The 18,513-nt window shown below is 73.3% G+C and carries 16 protein-coding genes; 3 read left to right on the forward strand and 13 right to left on the reverse strand.

Features of this window, described 5'->3' with window-relative positions:
* Positions 1-453 precede the first annotated feature (453 nt).
* The 6 genes from purE to B9G38_RS08025 all read right to left on the reverse strand — a co-directional run bounded on the left by purE (position 454) and on the right by B9G38_RS08025 (position 6,308).
* A complete protein-coding gene (purE, locus tag B9G38_RS08000; protein ID WP_086220038.1) occupies positions 454-1,062 on the reverse strand; it encodes a 5-(carboxyamino)imidazole ribonucleotide mutase in 609 nt (202 codons plus the stop codon).
* 77 nt (positions 1,063-1,139) lie between these two features.
* Complete coding sequence (locus B9G38_RS08005; RefSeq protein ID WP_086220039.1) at positions 1,140-1,643, reverse strand: NUDIX hydrolase; 504 nt, start codon at positions 1,641-1,643, stop codon at positions 1,140-1,142.
* Between the two features lie 9 nt (positions 1,644-1,652).
* The gene (locus B9G38_RS08010) at positions 1,653-2,819 is read right to left on the reverse strand and encodes a 5-(carboxyamino)imidazole ribonucleotide synthase (protein WP_086220040.1); all 1,167 of its coding nucleotides are present in this window, start codon (positions 2,817-2,819) and stop codon (positions 1,653-1,655) included.
* Positions 2,820-3,038: 219 nt separating this feature from the next.
* Complete coding sequence (locus B9G38_RS08015; RefSeq protein ID WP_049931235.1) at positions 3,039-3,773, reverse strand: hypothetical protein; 735 nt, start codon at positions 3,771-3,773, stop codon at positions 3,039-3,041.
* Between the two features lie 96 nt (positions 3,774-3,869).
* Entirely contained in the window at positions 3,870-5,066 is a 1,197-nt protein-coding gene (locus B9G38_RS08020; RefSeq protein ID WP_086220041.1) for a cell division protein FtsZ, read from the reverse strand.
* 138 nt (positions 5,067-5,204) lie between these two features.
* Positions 5,205-6,308 (reverse strand): AI-2E family transporter, encoded by a 1,104-nt coding sequence (locus B9G38_RS08025; RefSeq protein WP_086220042.1) that lies wholly within the window; start codon positions 6,306-6,308, stop codon positions 5,205-5,207.
* Between the two features lie 153 nt (positions 6,309-6,461).
* Between B9G38_RS08025 and B9G38_RS08030 the strand changes: the two genes are divergently transcribed.
* Positions 6,462-6,959, forward strand: coding sequence for an NYN domain-containing protein (locus B9G38_RS08030; protein WP_049931242.1), 498 nt, complete (start codon positions 6,462-6,464; stop codon positions 6,957-6,959).
* Positions 6,960-6,974: 15 nt separating this feature from the next.
* Here the strand turns inward: B9G38_RS08030 and B9G38_RS08035 are convergent, their stop codons facing one another.
* From B9G38_RS08035 to dapA, 6 genes are read right to left on the reverse strand one after another with little or no spacing between them, the layout of a single operon-like run.
* Complete coding sequence (locus B9G38_RS08035) at positions 6,975-8,216, reverse strand: M20/M25/M40 family metallo-hydrolase (RefSeq protein WP_086220043.1); 1,242 nt, start codon at positions 8,214-8,216, stop codon at positions 6,975-6,977.
* Positions 8,213-9,127 carry a diaminopimelate epimerase gene (gene dapF, locus B9G38_RS08040; protein ID WP_086220044.1) on the reverse strand — a complete coding sequence of 305 codons (915 nt, stop codon included), beginning with the start codon at positions 9,125-9,127 and terminating at the stop codon, positions 8,213-8,215. Before dapF ends, B9G38_RS08035 begins: the two co-directional genes overlap by 4 nt.
* Positions 9,124-10,500 (reverse strand): diaminopimelate decarboxylase, encoded by a 1,377-nt coding sequence (lysA, locus tag B9G38_RS08045; protein ID WP_086220045.1) that lies wholly within the window; start codon positions 10,498-10,500, stop codon positions 9,124-9,126. The genes dapF and lysA overlap by 4 nt, the downstream gene beginning before the upstream one ends.
* The gene (locus tag B9G38_RS08050) at positions 10,497-11,336 is read right to left on the reverse strand and encodes a 2,3,4,5-tetrahydropyridine-2,6-dicarboxylate N-succinyltransferase (RefSeq protein ID WP_049931247.1); all 840 of its coding nucleotides are present in this window, start codon (positions 11,334-11,336) and stop codon (positions 10,497-10,499) included. The genes lysA and B9G38_RS08050 overlap by 4 nt, the downstream gene beginning before the upstream one ends.
* Positions 11,337-11,393: 57 nt before the next feature.
* Entirely contained in the window at positions 11,394-12,185 is a 792-nt protein-coding gene (gene dapB / locus B9G38_RS08055; RefSeq protein ID WP_086220046.1) for a 4-hydroxy-tetrahydrodipicolinate reductase, read from the reverse strand.
* Positions 12,182-13,177 carry a 4-hydroxy-tetrahydrodipicolinate synthase gene (gene dapA / locus B9G38_RS08060; protein ID WP_086220047.1) on the reverse strand — a complete coding sequence of 332 codons (996 nt, stop codon included), beginning with the start codon at positions 13,175-13,177 and terminating at the stop codon, positions 12,182-12,184. Before dapA ends, dapB begins: the two co-directional genes overlap by 4 nt.
* A 396-nt stretch (positions 13,178-13,573) precedes the next feature.
* On the opposite strand from dapA, the gene B9G38_RS08065 reads away from it, so the two are divergent.
* A complete protein-coding gene (locus B9G38_RS08065) occupies positions 13,574-14,488 on the forward strand; it encodes an HD domain-containing protein (protein ID WP_086220048.1) in 915 nt (304 codons plus the stop codon).
* Between the two features lie 77 nt (positions 14,489-14,565).
* On the opposite strand, the gene B9G38_RS08070 is transcribed toward B9G38_RS08065, so the two are convergent.
* The gene (locus tag B9G38_RS08070) at positions 14,566-16,143 is read right to left on the reverse strand and encodes an aldehyde dehydrogenase family protein (protein WP_086220049.1); all 1,578 of its coding nucleotides are present in this window, start codon (positions 16,141-16,143) and stop codon (positions 14,566-14,568) included.
* Between the two features lie 117 nt (positions 16,144-16,260).
* On the opposite strand from B9G38_RS08070, the gene B9G38_RS08075 reads away from it, so the two are divergent.
* Positions 16,261-18,513, forward strand: a 2,253-nt coding sequence (locus tag B9G38_RS08075; protein WP_143415393.1) for a MarR family transcriptional regulator, incomplete at its 3' end; no start/stop codon positions are given.

An 18,513-nucleotide genomic window follows, 5' to 3' on the forward strand; every position in this document is an offset into this window, starting at 1 on the left:
CGCTATCGGGATGAGCAGGCCGACGACCGCCAAGGCGCCAATCGCTATCCAATCGCTCATATAGGTCTCCGTAACGTGCTGGGGTTTGGACCGCCCCCTCATAAGCGTTGAGTCTTGTGCGTCCCCGCGTGTGCGGGCCGGTACCGGCCGTTCGCGGTCGAAGCGACGCTGAAGCGACCGAGAGTCCTCGATCGCCCCTCGATCGTGAACCCGCGTGCGAGTGGGGAGGGGGACGGCGATTCGGTGGGAGACGAGGCATCCGATCTTATAAACCGACGCGCGGTCGCGGTGGCGCGTGCCTACGAGCGGGACGGAGGCCCGCGAGGCAGCACGCGCGAGGGGGCGGTGAGCGCTCAGAGAGCGCGAACAGCGAGGCTGGGGAGGCGTGAGGCACGGTACGGTCGCGGTCGAGGGAGACGCGAGTGGGCGGCCACGGAGCGGACGGACGCCCCCTCACCGGTCGCGGAACCCGTCGATACCGAGGTCGTGGAGGTCGGCGGAAACGTCCGCGACGCCCGCTTTCTGCCCGTCGTGGAGGTCGAGCAGTCGCTCTTCGACCTCGTCGTGTTCGCGCGCGAGCACCTGCGCCGCCGACAGCGCCGCGTTGTACGACTTCCCGGCGTCGACGGCGACGATCGGGGCCCCGGTCGGCATGCCGATCACGGAGTCGACCGACTTCTCTTGAACCGGCACGCCGATCACGGGGACCGGATACGCGATCGAGGCGGTCATGTTCGGCAGGTCCGCGGACTTCCCGCCCGCGCCCGCGACGATCACGTCCAGCCCGCGGGCCGTCGCCGTCTCCCCGTACGCGTACATCAGCTCCGGCGTCCGGTGCGCGGAGACGACGTAGCTCTCGTAGGTGAACCGCGCGTCCGGCGCGTCGCCGAAGTCGGTCTGCTCCGCGAAGCCGAGGTCCTCGAGCGCCTCGTAGGCGCCCTCCATGACGGGGAGGTCCGAGTCGGAGCCCATGATGATCCCCACGTCGGGGGTGGTCGACGGGTCGGCGTCCGCCGCAGCCTCCGATTCGAGCCGCTCGATCAGGTCGTCTACCGTGGTCATGATCGGGCGTTCGGCGGAGGGCTACAAGGAACTCCCGGATGCGGCGACGCCGGTGTGCTCCGTCTCCCGGACGGCGTTCAGAGGTACGGGCGGAGCAGGGCGCCGTCGTGGAGGGCGGTTGGGACCGCCTCGAACCACCGTGCGGCGCGGATCTCGTCGGGAGAGACACCGAGACCGGCGGCGTCGGGAATACGCCCCGCGGCGCGGGCCGCGTAGACGACGTACTCAGCCTCGAACGCGACCGCACCGCTCTCGGCGCCGACGTACGACTGCTCGAAGACGACGACCGGGTCGTCGATCGCCGCGTCGAGTCCCGTCTCCTCGCGGACCTCCCGCGCCGCCGCGGTCGGGGGCGACTCGTCGGGTTCGACCGCGCCGCCCGGAAGGACCCACCCGTCCGACCACGAGGTCTTCACGAGCGCAATCCGACCGTCGGGGTCGCGGACGCGGGCGGCGGCGGTCAAGCCGGTTCCCGCCTCCGCCCACTCCCGAAGGGCCTCGATCCGCTCTTCCGGGAGCCGGATCGACTGCGACTCGCGAGGGGCGCCTGACGCGACACCGCCGGGAGCGTTGTCAGACATCGGGGCGAGCTACGCGTCGCGGAACGTCAGTCCGTCCCGGAGTTCTCGCGCGTGTGAGAGCAGCGCGTCGCGGTCGGCCCCGTCGTCGCTTCCGCCTGTCACGGTCAGATGCCCCATCTTCCGGAGCGGGTACACGTCGTCTTTGCCGTACCAGTGGAGGTCGGCGTCGGGCGCGGAGAGGACGGACTCGACGTTCCGGAGCGTCGCCGGTCCGGTCGCCTCTGCGTCACCGAGGACGTTCGCCGTGACCGCGGGCGCGACGAGGTCGGTCGGGCCGAGCGGCCACCCCAGCACGGCGCGGACGTGGTTCTCGAACTGCGAGGTGCGCGCGCCCTCGATCGTCCAGTGCCCGGAGTTGTGCGGGCGCGGCGCGATCTCGTTGACCAACACCTCCCCCTCGCGGGTCTCGAACAGTTCGATCCCGTAGACGCCCCGGCCGTCGAGGACCGCCAGTACGTCGCGGGCGACCGACTCCGCCTCGGCGACGACCGCGTCGTCGGCGCGGGCGGGACTGACGCTCTCGCGGAGGATCTCCTCGCGGTGGACCGTCTCGGTGACCGGGTACGTCCGCGTCTCGCCGTCGGCGCCTTTCAGGCCCATCACGGCGATCTCACGCTCGAAGTCGAGGAACTCCTCGGCCATCGCCGCGCCGCCGATCTGGTCGAGCGCGGCGGCCGCCTCGTCGGGCGTCTCGACCGGGACGTTCCCGCGGCCGTCGTAGCCGCCCTCGCGGGCCTTCAGCATGACGCCGCCGAACTCCTCGACGACGCGTTCGAGCCCCTCGGCGGTGGCGACCGCGACGAACTCGGGGACCGGGATCCCCGCGTCGGCGAGCGCCTCCTTCTGGACCAGCTTATCCTGAATCGTCTCCAGCGTGGCCGGGTCGGGGTGGACCGGCACGTCGTGGTCCTCGCTCGCGGCCGCGAGGACCGCCGGGTCCGCGAGCTCGATCTCGAAGGTCAGGGCGTCGACGCGGGCCGCCAGTTCGCCGATCGCGTCCGCGTCGTCGAAGTCCGCGACGATCTGGTCGGCCGCGACGGGCGCCGCCGGACAGTCGGGCGTCGGGTCCAACACGACGAGGTCGACGCCGAGCGGCGCGGCGGCCTCGGCCAGCATTCGGCCGAGCTGGCCGCCGCCGACAACGCCGAGCGTCGGCCCCGGAAGAGTGATCGACATGTGCGGGTCGGTACCCAACAGAGATGAATAAGTATTGCCAATCGACCCGTCGAATACACACAGATACGGATCAAAGCCGAGAGAGCTGCCTCGGTGCGTCGGAAGGACAGACGGGACGAACCGACAGGCTGAGCGGGGGCCGAAGGGGACAGACCGACGAGCCGAACGAGGGGCGGACGGGACGAACCGACAGGCCGAGCGAGGGGCTGGGAGGGCGAGTCAGACGGAGATCCGTTCGAGGTCGCTCTCGAGTTCGTCGACGAACTCGTTGTACGTCTCGACGAAGCCGCGGAACCGGTCGGCGTACTCCCGGACGTCGGCCGCGGAGGGGGCGCCGTACTGCGAGAGGAGGTAGAGCCCGCCGGACCCCCCGATCCGGAGGTACGAGACGGCCCCCTCGTCGTGTTTCAGCTCCCAGCGGTCGCCCTTGACGCGCGCGGTGAACGTCCCGTAATCGTCTCCCTCGTACCGGTGTATCTCCCCGGCGATCACCGCGCAGGTGTCGCGGATCTCGTCGAGGACGCGGTCGCGCTCGGCCACCACGCCCTCGGTGGTCGCCGGCTCGGGGAACTCCGCGCTCACGCCGTCGAGAACGCCCGAGAGCGAGTCGACGTGCTCGTTCCACGCGGCAACGAACGCCGCGTAGTCGTCGAGCGCGGTCGAAAGCGCCGCCGGCTCCGGCGGCTGCTTCGTCGAGATCACGTACGTGTCCGAGCCCGACTTCGGCGAGAACAGGAGGAACTCCAGCTCGCCAGCCTCGTGTTTCACCGTCCACTCGCCGCCGGGCGTCGAGAGCGTTTCGCGCCCGTAGTCGCCACCCTGGAGCCGCGCGAGCTGGTAGGCGATCCGCCCCGCGTGGTCGCGCACGGCGGCGACTATCTCGTCGCGGCGCTCCGCGACGGCCGCGGCGTCGCGCACGTCGAGGTCGATTCCGAGGTCTGCCTGCGTCGTCACGGGTTCACTGGGCGCGCCACTCGGTTAACCGGTTCGGGTCGGCGTCCGGTCCGCGGTCGTCTATCTACGCTTCCCCGCCGATCAGCGGCGGCGCAGTCACTCGATCGTCTCGCGTATCGCTCGAATCCGCTCCGGCTCGTCGAGCCCCGAGCGGATCACGACCGCCGAGACGGCGTCGCCGTCGGCGACCGGTGCGTCGCCGCTCAGTATCGCGTCCGAGCCGGTCTCGTCGGCGAGCCAGCGCCGCCCGTCGGCGATCGCCTCTCGGTTGAGCCACGCGGGCGGGCCGCCGACTACGAGGAGGGTCCGGTCGGCGCGCCCGCCGGCGACCTCGATCGTGTTCTTCCCGCGGGTCGCCTTCCGGATGACCGTCTCGATCGCCGACACCGCGGCGCTCGTGTCCACCTCGGCGGGCTCATCGGAGCCGAACAGCCCGAGCCCAAATCGGGACCCCGAGTCGGGCGGGTCCACCGCCTGCGTCGCGTGGCCGATCGCCGCGATCTCGCCGTCGCTCCCCACGGCGCGCGCGATGTCGCTCGCGTCGAGCACCTGCTGTGGCGTCTCCGTTCCGTCCGGCGTCTCGCCGGCGCCGAACAGCGCCGCGATCCGTTCGGCGGCGACCTCGTTCAGTCGCCCGCGGGCGTCCCCGAGCGTCTCTCTAGATCGGATCCACGCCGCGTTGTCGAAGGGGAAGACCGCCGCGCAGCGGTCCGAGAGCGCGTCGAGCGTCCGCGCGGCGTTCCGCTCGGCCAGCGGCCGATGGAGCGTCGGCGGCGCCGGGTCGCCGCCCGGTCCCGCAGCAACGGCCCCGTCGGTGGGCGCGCCCGCGGGGCCGTCCGACGCGCTCGCGGGACCGCCGTCGTCCGGTTCCTCCGTCTCGCCCGGCGTCGGGAGGAACCCGAAGGCGTAGACGGGGGCGTCGTAGAGCCGGGAGAGCTCCTCGGCGAGCGCAGGGGCCGCGCCCGCGCCGGCCGCGCCGCCGAGGCCGACGACGAGCAGGAACGCCTCCGCGAGGGAGGGCCGCTGGTCGTCCAGCGCCCTGCCGAGTTCGCTCGCGTGGGCGTCGCCGAGCCGGCGGCCCGCGTGGAGGTCGCCGCCGAGCCCGTCCCCGCCCGCGGCGTCGCCGAACCGGTACCGACGCTCCTCGCCGAGGGCGTCCAGCGCCCCGAGCGCGTCGATGTCCGTGTCGAAGGCGTGAACGCCCGCGAGGAACGGATCGCCGCCGCGGTCGGCGGCGAGTCGGTCGGCGATCCGCCCCCCGGCCCCGCCGAGGCCGATGACGTGTAGTCGCATACGTACCCCGGTCGTCGACCGGGGATAAATGACTTCGGCTCGCCGCGGCCGACGGGTTAGACGGCCGAGTGGTCCGACGACCGCGCGCTCGACACACCGGGCCCCGCGAGGACTCAGAATTCGGGGCCCCGCGACGACTCAGAATTCGTCAAGCCGACGCTGGCCGGCGGGGACCTCGGACCCCGGGTCCGGCTCCACGCCGAGCAGGCGCAACAGCGCGGTGTCCGCGAACGTCAGCGCCAACACGAGGATGATCGGCGCGAGGAACAGGCCGTGGAAGCCGAACACGACCGGGCCGAAGATGTACGCGAGCATGAGCAGCCCGACGTGCGTCGTCTCGCCGCTGAAGTACGGTCGGAGGACGATGTCCGGGACGGTGTCGACGACCACGACCGCGACGGCGAGGAACCCGGCAACGTAGACGAGCAGCGAGACCTCGCCGTCGAGCGCGACGGGGACAGACATCGCCGCCGCGAGCGGGATGTAGACGATCTTCATGCCGATCACGGGGATCAGACTGGCGACGCCGGTGAGCGCGCCCGCGAGCGTCGGGTACGGGATCTCGACCGCGGCGGGGGCGACCGCGTTGTACCCGAGGTAGGTGACGACCGCGATGACCCCGATGGCGATCACGTTGAGGAGGTTCCCGTACAGCACCGCCTCCAGTTCTGCGTCGGCGGTCTCGAGGTACTCGCGGACGATCGCGTCGTCGTCGAAGCTGAGCAGCCAGTCGTGGAACTTGTCGCCGTCGATGAGCAGGTAGTAGGTGACGACCACGGTGATGAGCAGGTTCAGGGCGACCCCGGAGACCGTGTTCGCTAGGAGCGACGCCTGCTCGGAGACGAGGTCGATGAGCGGGTCGAACTGCCCGGAGCGGTACGCGGTGAGCAGTTCGTCGGCCGTCGGGTTCGACAGCTCCGCGAGGTCCCCGATCACCGAGTTCTCCGCGCCGATGGTGTCCGCCACGGGGTACTGTTCGATGAACCGCCGCGCCTCCAGGATTAGCAACACCAGCGTGTAGCTCACCAGGCCGATGAGCGGGACGCCGATGAGCGACAGCGACACGACCGCGCGCACCCGAGACGGGAGCCGGAAGCGTTCGAGCCGGTGGTAGAAGCGCCGCGTCGAGTAGTAGAGGAAGACGGCGACGGTGAGCGGGGCGACGAACCGATAAGCCACGTAACCGGCGACGATCGCGACCGCGAGGCCGAAGAGGGCGACGACGAACCGCTTCTCGTCCATGGGCCACGGTCTTCAGGCCTCGGTATAAACTATGGTGGTCGTAACGGTCCCGTCCGCCGGGACCGCACGGGGAGTCGTGCGCGACGGGACCGACCGCGGGTGGCGGTCGCGCCGATCCCAAAACCCCTAACGGCGGGGGGTGAATGGAGACCCATGACCGACATTCACCCGGACCAGCGCGTCGCGGTGCTGGCGGACTCACAGAACCTGTATCACTCGGCACAGAGCTTCTACTCGCGGAACATCGACTACTCCGGCCTCCTCGACGGGGCCGTCGCGGACCGGTCGCTGGTCCGCGCTATCGCGTACGTGATCCGCGCCGACTCCCCCGAGGAGGAGAGCTTCTTCGAGGCGCTCCGCGACATCGGCTTCGAGACGAAGATCAAGGAGATCAAGACGTTCGCGGACGGCTCGAAGAAGGCCGACTGGGACCTCGGGATGAGCCTCGACGCCGTCTCGCTCGCGAGCCACGTCGACACCGTCGTCCTCTGTACCGGCGACGGCGACTTCGCCCGGCTCTGCTCGCACCTCCGTCACGAGGGGGTCCGGGTGGAGGCGATGGGGTTCGGCAACTCCGCCGCCGACGAGCTGATCGAGGCCGCCGACGACTTCGTCGACCTCGCGGAGGACGAGGAGAAGTTCCTGTTGTAGGAGCCACCCGAAGGGCTACCCGAGCAGCGTCGACAGCGCGCGCTCGACCGTCGCCGCCGCCGCCTCCACCTCGCGCACTCGGACGTACTCCCGCTCGGCGTGCGCGACGGCCCCGCTTTCGTCGGCAAGATCCCCCGGACCGAACACGACCGTCGGCGCCGGCGCGAAGTACGACGCCTCCGTCGCCGCGCCGAACGGGCGCACGCCCCCGCCGCGCCCGCTCGGGAGACCGACGGCGTCGCCCGCGTCCCGTGCCGCGGCCGCGACGGTTCGGACGAGTTCGTGGTCTGGTTCCGTCGCGAACGCCTCCAAGAACGGCGACTCGCGGTCGGTGAGCGCGACCGCGGTGTCGACGTCGCCGGAGTCCTCCCCAGCGCCGTCGCCGAGCGACGCCCGCACCGCGGCCGCGAGCGACTCACGGAACTCCTCGGCGGACTCCGGCGGGACGCTGCGCCGATCGACCGTGATCTCGCAGTCCGCCGGCACCTGGTTCGTCGCCGCACCCCCCTCGATGACGGTCGGGGTGAGCTTCGGCGACCCGAGCTGCGGATGGTCGGCTGCGTCCGCGTCGAACGTCCGGATCGCCGCGAGCGCGTCCTCCGCGGCGGCGACCGCGTTCGCGCCCGCGAACTCCGCGGCGTGGGCAGCCGTTCCGGACAGCTCGACGGTCGCCTGAAACCGGCCCTTGGCCGCGGTACAGGCGTCGAGCCCGGTCGGCTCGCCGACGAGGAACAGGTCGCCGTCGAGTCGGTCGTCGGTCCCCGGGAGTCGGCCCGTCAGCGCCGCCGCGCCGAGCGACAGCGCCTCCTCGTCGGGCGTGAGCGCCAGCGTGATCCGGCCCCGCTCGGGGTCGGCGGCGAGGAAGCCCGCCAACAGCGCCGCAAGCGGTCCCTTCGCGTCGCAGGCGCCGCGCCCGCGGATCACCGCTTCGCCGGCCGCGGCGTTCGCCTCGGGGCCGCCACGCTCGTCCGCGCTCGCCTCGCCCCGCTCGAACGGGACGTGCGGCGTCACCGTGTCGAGGTGCGTGTTCAACACGAGGTGCGGGCCCGAATCGGGCGCCGGGGATCGCTTCTCCGCGAGGACGCAGCCGTCGGCGTCGACGACGGGGTCGGTCGCGCGAGCCGCGAGCGTCTCGACGACGAGCTCGCGCATCGCTTCGACCGACTCGTGGGAGGCGATCGGGACCGCGTCTTCGAGGAACGAGACCGGGTCGAACTCGTCGTCGCGGCCCGGGGTGGCGTCGCTCCGGTCGCTCATCGCGGGTCGGCGGGGAGCGTCCCCGAGAACTCGTGGGCGACCGGACCGGTCAGGGTGGCGTGGCCGCGGTCCGGAACCGCGATCTCCAGCTCGCCGCCCGGGGGGCGGCTCACCGCGGTCTCGCCCTCGATCAGCCCGAGCCGGCGGGCGGCCGCGACGACCGCGACCGCGCCGGTGCCGCAGGACCGCGTCTCCCCCTCGACGCCGCGCTCGAATGTGCGCTGGTCGAGCACCGCGGGGCCGTCGCCCGACCCGTCGTCGACGACGGCCGCGAGGTTCACGTTCGCGCCCTTGGGGAAGGCGTCGGCGTGACGGACCGGCGGCGCGACCGCGTCGAGGTCGACCGCGTCGATGCCGTCGGGGTCGTCGCGCCCGCCGTCGACGAACGCGACCGCGTGTGGCACGCCGGTGTTGACGGCGGTGACGGGCAGCCCCGCGACCGGCTCGTCGACGAGGGGCTCGTCCGCGAGGGCGCCCCCGCGGGCGGCCGGAACGCGACGCGGGTCGAACGCCGGCTCGCCCATCTCGATGGTGGCCGCGGTCGCGTCCGCGTTCACGGTCGCCCGCCGGGTCCCGGCCTGCGTGTCGATCATGAACTCGCGGTCACCCGTTCGGTCGTTGGCCCACCGCGCGACGACGCGGGCGCCGTTGCCGCACATCGTCGCCGTGGAGCCGTCCGGCTGGACCAGCGTCATCACGACGCGGGTCGGGTCGAACCGCTCAGCGACGCTAAGGAAGAGGACGCCGTCGGCGCCGCGGTGGTCCCCGTCTCCCTCGACGCCCGTCCCGCGGTCGCAGTGCGCGCGCGCGAACGCCGCGCGGTCGCCGACGCCCTCGGCGTCCGCGTCGACGACGATGAAGTCGTTGCCGGTGCCGTGGTACTTCTCCACCGGGACGGCGTGGGCGCTCATCGGTCGCCCTCCGATCGGCCGGCTCGGTCGCGCGGGATCTCGCGTTCGACCGTCGTCAGGTCGCCGAGCGTCTCCCTGCGGCGGGCGATCGTCGCGGTTCCGTCGTCGAGCGCGACCTCCGCGGGCCGCGGTCGTGAGTTGTATTGGCTCGCCATCTCGTACCCGTAGGCGCCCGCGACGCCGACCGCAAGGAGGTCTCCGCGGACCGGCTCGGCGAGCGCTCGGTTCTCACAGAACGCATCGCCGGTCTCACAGATAGGTCCGGCGACCGTGACAGGGGTTGCCTCCCGCTCTCCGACGGGGGGCGCGTCGCCGCCCTCGCGCCCCCGCCCGCTCCCCAAGTTGCGGATCGGGTGGTACGCGTCGTACATCGCCGGACGGAGCAGGTCCGTCATCCCCGCGTCGACGCCGACGACCGTCTCGTCCGGCGTCGGCTTCACCGTATTCACGCGCGCCAGGAGGACGCCGGCGTCGGCGACGACGTACCGCCCGGGTTCTATCGCGAGGTCGACGCCCTCGGGGAGCGGCGCGACCGCCTCCCGGGTGGCGTCGGCGACGGCCGGCAGGTCGAGCGCCGGGGCGTCCTCCTCGTAGGGGACGCCGAACCCGCCGCCGACGTCGACGTACTCGAGGTCGAGGGGAGCGGCCCCCTCGGCGTCCGGGTCGGTCAGCTCGCGCGCCAGGTCGCCCATGCGCGCGACCAGTTCGCGGTGGCTGTCGAGCTGGTCCGGGTCGATCCCGGAGCCCGCGTGGGCGTGGACCCCGACCGCGTCGAAGCGCTCGGCCGCGTCCCGCGTCACCTCTGCGGCGCGGTCGTACGGGACCCCGAACTTCGCGGCCCCGCCGGTGGTGACCTTCTCGTGGTGGCCCGCGCCGACGCCGGGGTTCACGCGGACGCAGACCCGGCCGTCGTACCCGCGCTCCGCGAGTCGGTCGAGGGTGTCGACCGCGCCGACCGTGACGGTGAGGTCCGGGTCGGCCTCCGCGACGCCGGCGACGTAGTCGAGGTCGCGAGCGGGGGGGTTGACCGCGGTGTAGTGGAGCCGGGAGCCGTCGAAGCCCGCCGCGAGCGCGCGGTCGACCTCGCCCGCCGAGGCGCACTCGGCGTCGAGGCCGGCGTCGCGAACGGTCTCCAAGACGGCCTGGCCCGTGTGCGCCTTGACGGCGTACCGCACGTCCGCGTCGGGGAACGCCGCGAGCAGGCGCTCGCAGTTCTCGCGGACCCGGTCGAGGTCCTGGACGTACAGGGGCGTCCCGTGGGCGTCGGCGAGCCCGCGGAGGCGCCCGGCGTCCCAGTCGCTCACGCGGCGGACCGGGGGGTTGTCGCCGTCCGCCTCGTCGGTCGCTCCCGCGGCCGCCTCGGCGTCGCTCATTCGCGGAGCGCGTCCTCCCGCTGCGTTGCCTCCAGCGTCTCCTCCTCGACGTGCGTCGCCACGACCGCGGGCTTGTACGCCCCGCCCTCGAACAGGTCGTGGTCGCCGACGGACGACTCCACCATCCGGGTGAACGCCCGTCGCTCGGCCGGGAGGTGCCCGTAGATGACCTCCTCCTCGACGAGGTCGTAGACGGGGATTCGGGGGGTCAGCAGGGTGTTCTCGCCGACGACCGTGTTCTCGCCGACGCGGAACCCCGAGGTGACCCGACAGCCCGCACCGAGGGAGACACCGTCCTCGATGATTACGGGCGCGTCCTCGACGGGCTCGAGGACGCCACCGATCAGAGTGTTGGCGCCGAGCTTGACGTTCTCGCCGAGCTGCGCGCAGGAGCCGACGGTGTCACAGGAGTCGACGAGCGTGCCGTCGCCGACGTACGCCCCCATGTTGACGAACGAGGGGCTCATCATGATACAGTCGCTGCCGAGGTACGCCCCGCGGCGGATAGCGGTCCCGTCCGGCGTGTTCCGCGTGCCCCGCTCGGCGAGGTCGGCGGTGTCGCGCAGCGGGAGCACGTCGTGGTAGGTGACGCCGCCGTACTCGCGGGGCTCCGTCTCGCGCAGGCCGAAGTTGAGCAGGATCCCCCGCTTGACCCACTCGTTGGCCTCCCACGAGGTCACGTCGTCGCCGCTCTTCTCTGCGGCGCGGACCTCGCCGGCCTCCAGGGCGGCGAGGAACTCGTCGACGACGGCCGCGTCCTCGTCGGTCGCGTCCGCAGCGGTCAGCCCGTCCTGATAGCGGTCCCACAGATCGGAAACGTCGGCTTCGAGGCTCATTGGATGGTGTATGGATGAGTAGCGGTATTTACTCGTCGAAGTAAGTATGTCTCGTCGTTATTCATCGGCGGCCCCGGCGTCCAGCACGTCGCCGAACCCGTACCAGCCCGGGTCGCGCTCGGCGAGCCACTCGGCGGCGTCGAGCGCGCCCTCGGCGAACACCCCGCGGTCGCCGGCGCGGTGCGTGAGTTCGAGCGTCTCGCGGTTCCCGGCCAGCAGGACCTCGTGTTCGCCGGTCACGTCCCCAGCACGGCGGGCGTGGACGCCGATCTCTCCGGACTCGCGCGGCGCGTCGCCCTCGCGGCCGTGGACGCGATCGTCGAGGTCCTCGCGAACGCCCTCCACGTCGTCGAGGATCGACTTCGCGGTGCCGGAAGGGGCGTCGCGCTTCGCGTTGTGGTGCGTCTCGGTCAGCTCGACGTCGTAGCCCGGCAGCGCCGCGGCCGCCTCGCGGACCGCCCGGCGGAGCGCCGCGACGCCCCGCGCGAAGTTCGACGTCTTGAGGACGGGCACAGCTTCGCTCGCGGCGCGGATGTCGTCGATCTGCGCGTCCCCGAACCCGGTCGTCCCGGTGACGAGGGGGACGCCGGCGTCGGCGCAGGCCGCGGCGTACGCGACCGCCGAGTCGGGGCCGGTGAAGTCGACGAGGGCGTCCGGGGCCTCGCTCGCGAGCAGGTCGTCGAGGCGGTCGGCGTCCCCGACCGCGACGCCCGCGACCGGGTCGGTCTCGGTCCGGTTGACGGCGACCGCGACCGTGACGCCCTCCCGGGCGGCAGCGGCCTCGATCACCTCGCGGCCCATGCGACCGCCGGCGCCCGTCACGGCGATCGACAGGGGGTCGGCGCTCATTCGGCGCCCCCGGTCCCGACGGGAGCGACGGCCGTCGGGTCGATCGTCCCCGGCGCGCGCTCGTCGTACGCGGCCAGCAGGTCTCGGAGCGCCTCGCGGCGTCCCTCGGAGAGCCGCGAGAGGGGCGAGCGGACGCGGGGGGCGCCGCGTCCGCGGAGGTACATCGCCTCCTTCACCGGGATCGGGTTCGTCTCGGCGAACAGCTCGCGGACGAGCGGCGACAGCTCGTGGTGGAGCGTCCGCGCGCGGTCGAAGTCGCCGGAGAGCGCGGCGCCGACCATCGCGCAGGTCCGTTCGGGTTCGACGTTGGCGACCACGCTGATCGTCCCGGTGCCGCCGACCGAGAGGACGGGGAGCGTGAGCCCGTCGTCGCCCGACAGCACCGCGAACGCCTCGTCGCGGGTCCGCTCGATCACCTCGCTGATCAGGTTGAGGTCGCCGGAGGCCGCCTTGTAGCCGCGGATGTTCGGGTGTGCTGCCAGCTCGACGGTGACATCGGCCGGGATCGACCGGCCCGTGCGGCTCGGGACGTTGTAGACGATCTGCGGGAGGTCGACCGCGTCCGCGATGGTCCGGTAGTGGTCGAGGAAGCCCTGCGGTTCGGGCATGTTGTAGTACGGCGAGATGAGCAGCAGGCCGTCGGCGCCCGCGTCGGCCGCGCGCCGCGACAGCGACAGCGCCTCCTCGGTGTTGTTCGAGCCGGTACCCGCGATCACGGGGATGTCGTCGAGCGCGTCGCGGACCGTCTCGATCACTGCGACGTGTTCGTCGTGGCTCATCGTCGCCGACTCGCCCGTCGAGCCGACCGGGACGACGCCGTCGACGCCGGCGCGTTCGAGGTACCGGGCGTTCGCCGCGAGCTGGTCGTGGTCGACCGCGTCGTCCTCGGTGAACGGGGTCGTCATCGCCGGGTAGACGCCCTCGAAGGGCGCGTCGGTCGCCTGGCTGTCCGTCTGCGTCGCGTAGGGTGTCGTGGTGGTCGTGTCTGTCATGGGGTGCTGCGGTGGGTCCGGATCGGTAAGCGGGCCGGTGCGCGCGGGTCGGGGGTCGTCCGGGACGGGGTCGCCACTCCCGCCGGCGGACGGATCACGCGCGTTTTTTCGAGAAGAGCCGCGTCGCTGACGCCGACTGCGGACCGCACGCGGACGCGGATCGGGTCACACCGGTACATGGACCGGTCGCGCGCTTATACGTTGTGCCTCGCGCCGAAACTGCCGCCGCGGCCGGTTGCCCGCCCGCTCTCCGCGGTTCCCGCCTCGGCGGCCGCCGCGTCCGGGAGCGTGCGAGGCGGGGGACACGGCCGATCCGGTCGTCGTTACGGGGCCGAGCGTCACCGCGGGGCCGCGCGTCTCGCACATTTATCCCGGCCGGGACACTCTGAGAGAGGCATGAGCGACCCCACCGACGACGGCCCAGAGCCCACCGACGGCGACGACGCCCACGACCCGACCGCGGAGGACGCGCCCGCAGCGCGCGAGGAGATAGACGCCGACACCGACGCTACGCGTCACGAGTACGACCCGGACGCCGAGCACGCGTTCCCGGACGGGCGGCTCAACGAGGTCCTCGACCGGCTCGAATCCGACGAAGAGGTCCTCACCTACCTGGAGGCGCAGAACGTCAACCCGGTCGCCCGGAAGGGGTACAACGACCACGGCGCCAAACACGTCGAGATCGTGCGCGACCGCGCCCTCCGGCTGTACGACCTGCTCAAGTCAGGCGGCGTCGAGTTCAACGGCGCGCGCCAGCAGGGGCTCGACGAGGCCGACGAGCCGGTGATCGTCGCGCTCGCGGCGACCCTCCATGACATCGGCCACGTCGTCCACCGCCACGACCACCCCTACTACTCGATCCCGCTGGCGGCGGACCTGCTGGACGACCTCCTCCCCTCCTTCTACGGCGTCGCCGATCGGGTCCGCGTGAAGGCGGAGGTGCTCCACGCGATCCTCTGTCACCACACCGAGGAACAGCCGCTCACGCTGGAGGCGGGCGTCGTCCGGATCGCCGACGGCCTCGACATGGAACGCGGGCGCTCGCGTGTCCCCTACGAGGAGGGCGGCCGCGGGATCAACACCGTCTCCTCGCAGGCGATCGAGCGCGTCTCGCTGCGTCAGGGCGACGAAACCCCCGTTCAGGTCGTGATCCGGATGAACAACGCCGCCGGCGTCTACCAGGTCGACTCGCTGCTGAAGGCGAAGATGGAGGGGTCGCTGCTGGAAGACCGGGTCCAGACGATTGCGATCAACACCCACAGCGACGGGCAGGACGGCAACGGCTCGATCGTGGACAAGATCGAGCTCTGACGGGGCCGCGGAGCACGCGGGGAAACGTTTCACGGGCTGCGGGGAGACCGCTTCAGATCCTCCGTGCGGAGACCGCTTCAGGGCCCGCGGAGCGTGTCGCCCGCGCCGTTCCGGTGTGACGCGCCGTCGACGACGCTCGTCGCCGCGACGGTCGTCGTCCGCGCGAGGCGGGCGGGCGTGAGCCCGCCGCACAGCTGGCTCCCCTCGGCGGCCCCGCCGCCCAGCACGGGCGCCGCCTCGAACCCGTTCGAGCGCGCCCCCGTCGCCGCGATCCCCGGCTGGTTGACGACGAGGCGCCCGGGAGCGAGCCGCGCCGCGGCCCGGCGGGCGCGGCGCTGCTGAGTGGTGTGGACCGCCGCCGCGTGAGGGGACCCGAGGTCGGCGGCGAGCCCGAGCGCGGCGTCGAACCCGTCGCGGCCGTGGACCGCAATCGCTGGGATCCCGGGCAGCGTCGCGAGCGGGTCGTCGGCGCTGTCGGGCGTCACGATCAGGAAGGAGGTCTGACGCGCCGCGTTCGGGAGGCCGAGCGCGGCCGCCAGCCGCCGCGGCGACTTCCCGCGCGGGTCCGAACCTGCGGCGCGTGCCTCGCTCTCGTCGCCCTCCGAGTCGCCGAGGAGCGCGCGGAGGCGGTCGCGCTCGGCCGCGTCGAGGACGTACCCGCCCTCGTCTTCGAGGGCGGCGCACAGCGGGTCGACCGCCGGCGACACGGTGACGACCGCGGCGTCGCCCGCGGGGTGAGCCCCGAAGTCGTACGTCGCGCCGACCGCGACCCGCGCCGCCACGGCCGGGGCCGGGACCGACCCGTCGGCGACGGCGACGACGCCGTCGGCGCTCGCGGCGACGTTCGGCGTCCCACAGCGCTGTCCCGCGGCGACGGTGGTCTCGGAGCCGGCAGCGACGACGAAGTCGGCGCGCTCGAACAGCGCGTCCGTCTCGGGCTTCGAGGGCGGCGCCGGGAGCATCGAGACCGCGTCCGTCGGCGCGCCGGCGTCGGCGAGCGCGCGACTGACGGTCTCGACGACCGCGTCGCACGTCTCGACCGCCGACGGCGACGGCGCGAGGACGACCGCGTTCCGCGCGGCGAGCCCGTACAGCGAGAGGACCGCGGGGACCACGACCGGGTGCGTGGCGGGGACCGCCGCGCCGACGACGCCGAGCGGCCCGGCGACCGTCACCGTCCCCGCCGCGCCGTCGCGGTCGACCACGCCGGCGGTCGGCGCGTCTCGGACCGACCGCCGGGCGGCGTCGATCTCGGTCGCGACCTTCTCCGCCTTCGTCCCCGGGTGCCCCCGCCCCGTCTCGTTGGCCGCCGACCGCGCGAGCCGGCTGATCGTCTCTCCGTCCGCCAAGCGCTCGCCGACGGACCGCACGAGGGCGGCGGCGTCGTCGGGGTCCCACGCGGCCAGTTCGTTCGCCGCCGTCCGCGCCGCGGCGACGGTTCGCTCTGCGCGCCGCGACGAGTCCGAGGCCGCCGCGTCGGGTCCGCCGGCCGCCGCCCTCGCTTCCTCCGGGCCGGTCGCGCTCGGACCGTCGCGTCCATGCGTCGCCGGTCCGTCGCTCCCGTCCTTCGACGCCTCGGCGGGGTCGGTCGGTTCCGTCCCGTCGGGCGTCTCCGCGCCCGGGCCGTCGCTCCCGCTCGTCCGATCCCCATTCATGGGTACCACTGCGCCGGTGTCCGGCTTATTCTCACCCCGTGAAACACTGTGTCACCGCGCGGGGCAAGTCGTCATCGAAGAAACAGTTATGTCGGTGGGGACGGTGCGGGGGGACGTATGACCGAGCCGTCGGAGCTCGCGGGCGTCGTCGAGCGTCGCCTCGACTTCCTCGAACGGCTCGCCGCGGAGCCGCTGCGAAAGCACGAGCTCGTCGACGCGCTCGGCCACTCCCGGTCGACGGTGAACCGCGCGATAGACGAGCTGGAGGCGGCCGGGCTCGTCGCCGGCGAGACCGACGGCTACCTGACGACGCTCTCGGGCCGCCTCCTCGCGGAACAGTACCGCGAGTTCCTGACGGCCGCGGCCGACCTCGCGGCCGCGGGCGACGTGCTCGACCCCCTCGGCGCGGACGTCGGCGTCGACCCCGCGGTCCTCCGGAAGGCCGAGACGCACCGGGCCGCAGCGCCGGACCCGTACCGACCGCTGGAGGCCCTCGACGACGCGCTCGCCGACGCCGACTCGGTCGGCGCCGCGCTGCCCGCGTTCCCCTACCCGCGGGTGGCGGAGCGGCTCCGGCGCGCGGCCGTCGGCGGCGGCTCCGTCGATCTGGCGCTGGCGGATCGGGCGTACCGCCACGCGACCGAGCGGTTCGCGGACGACCTCGGTACCGTCGCGAACCGGGACGACTGTCGGATCGCCGCCGTCGACGCCGTCGACGCGGGAGTCGTCGCGGCCGACGACACCGCGCTGCTCCTCGTCTTCGACGACGGCGCGCTCCACGGCGTGACGGCGTCGACCGAGCCAGAGGCGGTCGCGTGGGCGGAGACCGAGGTGCGCGGGCTGATCGAGCGGGGCCGCGACACGACCGAAGCGCTCGCGGCGACCGGGCGCGCGGCGGGGAAGCGGACCGGAGGCGGCCGGTCCGAGGACGACCGGCCCGGAGGCGGCCGGCTCGGCGGCGACGGCTCGCGTGACTCGCGCCGCTCGTCCGACGGCGGCCTCTTGGGGCGCGGGTATCCGAACGACGAGGGGGCCGGATCGCTCTCGGCGCAGGGGTTCCGCGCGGTCGACGAGGACCGCCTCGCCGGCGATCCGAACCCGTGCGGCCCGCTGCGGGCCACGGCGTCGTTCCCCGAGGTCGACGCGGGACACGTCCTCGAGAGGAGCGTCGCGTGCGACGGCGAGCGGCGCGAGCTCGCGGGGGCACTCGTCGAGGGGCTCGCTGGGGGGACCGACCACGCCCTGGTCGGGCCGCCGGGAAGCGGCAAGAGCACCGTCTGCCGGAGCGTCGCGGTCGAGTGGTACCGGTCGGGACGCGGCCCGGTGACGTACCGGACAAGCGACGGGGGCGACCCGTTCACCGCGACGGACCGCCTGCGCGAACGCGTCACCGGGGGGGACGGGCACCACCTCGTCGTCGTCGAGGACGCCGTCGACCCGGGGGCCGCGGAGGCGATCACCGTCGCCCGCCAACTGGCCGACTGCGGCGACGTGTCGTTCCTGTTCGACGCGCGCGAGGAGCCGTACGACGACCTCGACGGGCTCCCGCTGTCGCCCGCTGACCTCCGCTACCGGCGGGCGATCGAGACCGTTCGGATGCCCCGACTCGACGAGCGCGAGGTGGAGCGGTTCGTCCGCCACGTCGCCGACCGCACCGGAACTGCGCCGGCGGCCGACCCGAGCTCGCTGCTTGACGACGTGCGCGGCGACGACGACGAGCGCGTGGGAGAGCTGCTCGCGCTCGGCCACCGCCTCGTCCGCGCGGTCCGAGGCGGGACCGTTCGGTCGGAAGAGGCGGACGAGAACGCCGGCGAGGCGTCGCCGGAGAATGAAGCGGGCGGCGCCGCGCCCGCGTCGGGGTTGGAGCGGGCGGTCGCGGAGGCGGTGCGCGAGGTCAGGAACCGCCCGCCGCCGACCGCGGACGTCGCGGTGCTGGTGAACCTCCTCAACGTCGCCGGCGCGAGCGACCTCCGGACGCTGGCGTACGCGCTCGTCGACGATCGCGAGGGGGCGACCGGGGGCGGAACCGACGGCGAGCCGTCGCCGACCGTCGACGGGGTCCGACGGGCGCTCGACCGCCTCGCGGGGACGGTCCTCGTCCGGGCGGGCGACGGGGAGTACCGCGCGGTCCACGACGAGTGGTCGGTGCTGTTCTTGGAGCGGCTCGTCGACCGCGAGCCGGAGCCGGTCGTCGCCAGACGCGTGGGCCGGGTCGTCTCGCGGCTGCTCGCGCTCGCGGACGACCCGGCGCGTCGGTCCCGCGTCCGGCGGGCCGTCGGCGGGGAGGCGCCGGCAATAGACCGGATCGAGCGCGACCCGAGCGCGTGGGCGGCGGCGACCGTCCGGGCGGTGTACGGCGTCGGACGGCGG

This window comes from Halorubrum sp. SD612 (assembly GCF_002135005.1).

What these genes read in the sequence shown, in the direction of transcription:
- purE (WP_086220038.1), bottom strand. Translation starts at nt 1,062, where the DNA reads ATGACCACGGTAGACGACCTGATCGAGCGGCTCGAATCGGAGGCTGCG.
- B9G38_RS08005 (WP_086220039.1), bottom strand. Translation starts at nt 1,643, where the DNA reads ATGTCTGACAACGCTCCCGGCGGTGTCGCGTCAGGCGCCCCTCGCGAG.
- B9G38_RS08010 (WP_086220040.1), bottom strand. Translation starts at nt 2,819, where the DNA reads ATGTCGATCACTCTTCCGGGGCCGACGCTCGGCGTTGTCGGCGGCGGC.
- B9G38_RS08020 (WP_086220041.1), bottom strand. Translation starts at nt 5,066, where the DNA reads ATGCGACTACACGTCATCGGCCTCGGCGGGGCCGGGGGGCGGATCGCC.
- B9G38_RS08025 (WP_086220042.1), bottom strand. Translation starts at nt 6,308, where the DNA reads ATGGACGAGAAGCGGTTCGTCGTCGCCCTCTTCGGCCTCGCGGTCGCG.
- B9G38_RS08030 (WP_049931242.1), top strand. Translation starts at nt 6,462, where the DNA reads ATGACCGACATTCACCCGGACCAGCGCGTCGCGGTGCTGGCGGACTCA.
- B9G38_RS08035 (WP_086220043.1), bottom strand. Translation starts at nt 8,216, where the DNA reads ATGAGCGACCGGAGCGACGCCACCCCGGGCCGCGACGACGAGTTCGAC.
- dapF (WP_086220044.1), bottom strand. Translation starts at nt 9,127, where the DNA reads ATGAGCGCCCACGCCGTCCCGGTGGAGAAGTACCACGGCACCGGCAAC.
- lysA (WP_086220045.1), bottom strand. Translation starts at nt 10,500, where the DNA reads ATGAGCGACGCCGAGGCGGCCGCGGGAGCGACCGACGAGGCGGACGGC.
- B9G38_RS08050 (WP_049931247.1), bottom strand. Translation starts at nt 11,336, where the DNA reads ATGAGCCTCGAAGCCGACGTTTCCGATCTGTGGGACCGCTATCAGGAC.
- dapB (WP_086220046.1), bottom strand. Translation starts at nt 12,185, where the DNA reads ATGAGCGCCGACCCCCTGTCGATCGCCGTGACGGGCGCCGGCGGTCGC.
- dapA (WP_086220047.1), bottom strand. Translation starts at nt 13,177, where the DNA reads ATGACAGACACGACCACCACGACACCCTACGCGACGCAGACGGACAGC.
- B9G38_RS08065 (WP_086220048.1), top strand. Translation starts at nt 13,574, where the DNA reads ATGAGCGACCCCACCGACGACGGCCCAGAGCCCACCGACGGCGACGAC.
- B9G38_RS08070 (WP_086220049.1), bottom strand. Translation starts at nt 16,143, where the DNA reads ATGAATGGGGATCGGACGAGCGGGAGCGACGGCCCGGGCGCGGAGACG.